Source organism: Microcoleus sp. PH2017_34_RAT_O_A (genome assembly GCF_020737885.1).
GTDB lineage: Bacteria > Cyanobacteriota > Cyanobacteriia > Cyanobacteriales > Microcoleaceae > Microcoleus.
Genome location: NZ_JAEQDD010000192.1, coordinates 1 through 2,779 on the forward strand (window position 1 = coordinate 1; position 2,779 = coordinate 2,779).

Sequence of the window (2,779 nt, forward strand, 5' to 3'; positions counted from 1 at the left end):
AGATAAATCGTCTGCCCAATCTTCACAAATGGTTTGTGGAAATTTTCGCTAAACCCACATAGCTATTGGATCATTCTTTTTGTGGAGGCCTCTAAGCAAACCATTGAACAACTTCAGAAACTAGAAACTCAACTACGCGATGCCTTCGGCGGGCTACGCCAACGCGATGAAAAGCTCTCAACACTTGTAGCAGACAAAAACGCAATTGATGAGGAACTGAAACAACTACGGGCAGAATTGGCAGCAGTCAAGAAAGCCAGTGTCACCCAACCCGATACCCATGATTATTCTGAAGCACAAACCCGCGATATTTTTATCGACTTGTTGTTAAAAGAGGTAGGATGGGCATTAGATCGAGAGCGCGATCGGGAATTTCCGGTTACAGGGATGCCCAATTCATCAGGTCAAGGTTTTGTTGATTACGTCCTCTGGGGCGATGATGGTAAACCTCTGGCAGTCGTAGAAGCCAAACGTACCCGAAACGACGCCCGCATCGGACAACAACAGGCTAAATTATATGCAGATTGCCTAGAAAAACAATTCAATCAACGCCCAGTTATTTTCTACTCCAACGGTTACGAACATTGGCTGTGGGATGATACTAATTACCCACCGCGACAGGTGCAAGGATTTTACAAAAAAACTGAATTAGAATTACTCGTACAGCGCCGAGCTACTCGTAAATCTTTAGCAGCAGCCACCATTAACCCTAGCATTGCCGAACGATATTATCAAACTCGTGCCATCCGTCACATTACCGAAGCTTTCGAGACTGATAAAGACCGCAAAGCCCTGATAGTTATGGCAACTGGTGCAGGCAAAACCAGAACGGCGATCGCCTTAGTAGATATGCTGATGCGTTGTAACTGGGTGAAGCGGGTTCTATTTTTAGCCGATCGTGTAGCTTTGGTAAATCAGGCAATCAATGTATTTAAGAAACATCTCCCGGATGCCGCGCCAGTAAACTTAGTCACAGAAAAAGATACCGAAGGACGAGTTTTTGCTTGCACCTATCCAACCATGATGGGATTGATTAATGATACCCGTGACGGTCAGCGTCGTTTTGGTGTCGGGCATTTTGACATAATTATTATTGATGAAGCTCATCGCTCTGTTTTCCAGAAATACCGCACTATTTTCAACTACTTTGATTCTGTCCTGCTAGGGCTAACCGCTACACCAAAGGATGAAATTGACCGCAACACTTACGGACTGTTTGACTTAGAAAACGGCGTCCCTACCGATGCTTACTCGCTTGAAGATGCCGTAAAAGATGGTTATCTAGTCCCCCTGAAAGCAGTATCAGTGCCGCTTAAGTTTCAACGACAAGGCATTAATTATGGCGAACTCTCTGAATCCGAAAGAGAAGAATGGGATGCGCTGGAATGGCACACAGAAGGTAACGCCCCCGATCGCGTAGAAGCAGAAGCAGTCAACAAATGGCTGTTCAACAAAGATACCGTGGATAAGGTGCTAGAGCATCTGATGACTAGGGGGTTAAAGGTTGCTGGGGGCGATCGGCTCGGCAAAACCATTATTTTTGCTAAAAACCAAGATCATGCAGAGTTTATTGCTGAACGGTTCAACGCCAACTACCCACACTTTAAGGGTGAATTTGCCCGCGTTATTACCTTCAAAACCACCTACGCTCAAACCCTGATTGATAACTTTTCTCAAAAAGATAAAGAACCCCATATCGCAATCTCGGTGGATATGCTCGACACGGGGATTGACGTACCAGAGGTAGTTAATCTGGTGCTGTTCAAAATTGTCCGCTCCAAAACTAAGTTTTGGCAGATGATAGGGCGAGGTACTAGGCTATGTCCCGATTTATTTGGATTAGGGCAAGATAAAGATTTTTTTTACCTGTTTGATTATTGCCAAAATTTAGAGTTTTTTCAACACAACTCAGAGACTGTTAATGCACCAATAACGAAATCATTGGGTCAGCAATTGTTTACCGCTCGATTAGAATTAATCGGAGAACTAGATAAAAGAATACCTGGAAATCAACCAATAAATCAAGCACAAGTGAGCCAGCTTCAAGAGTATCAATCTGCCTCTAAAGAACCCAGTACCGATGCAGAATTGCGTCAGGAACTAGCCAATTTACTCAATACAGAAGTTGCAGCTATGAATACTGAAAACTTCATAGTGCGACCTAAACAACGATTCGTAGAGAAATATGCTAATTCCGCAGCATGGACATCGTTATCGATCGATGATTTTCTGGAACTTAGCCAAGAAATAGCTGGTTTGCCTTCCCAATTGGAAACAGAAACAGAAGAAATAAAAAGATTTGATATTCTGATGCTGAAGTTACAATTAGCAATTCTGCGCTCTGATTCTACGTTTAAGCGTTTGCAAGAACAGGTGAAGTCACTTGCAGGATTGCTAGAGGAGAAATCTGCCATTCCCTTCGTGCAAGAACAGTTAGCCCTGATTCAGGAGGCACAAACCGATGAGTGGTGGCAAGATGTGACATTACCAATGCTGGAGGTGTTACGCAAACGCCTGCGGGGGCTAGTAAGGCTGATTGAGAAACAAAAGCGCCAACCTATTTACACCGACTTTGAGGATGTAATGGGGGATGAGATAATAGTAGATTTGCCTGGTTTCACAGCATTGGATAACTTTGAGAAGTTCCGGGCTAAAGCAAGGGCTTTTTTGCGATCGCATCTAGATAGGGCTTGCTGAAAAATCAATCACATATTGCGTGGCATAGGTTTAGATGGCGCGAGGGAGAAAAAAGTGCAAGATAAACAGGTAATATAGATCA

The 2,779-nt window shown here is 43.8% G+C and carries 1 protein-coding gene; it reads left to right on the forward strand.

The window, feature by feature from the left end; translation table 11 throughout:
• Positions 1-81: 81 nt before the first annotated feature.
• Entirely contained in the window at positions 82-2,697 is a 2,616-nt protein-coding gene (locus tag JGK11_RS32610; protein WP_293214486.1) for a DEAD/DEAH box helicase family protein, read from the forward strand.
• Positions 2,698-2,779 lie beyond the last annotated feature (82 nt).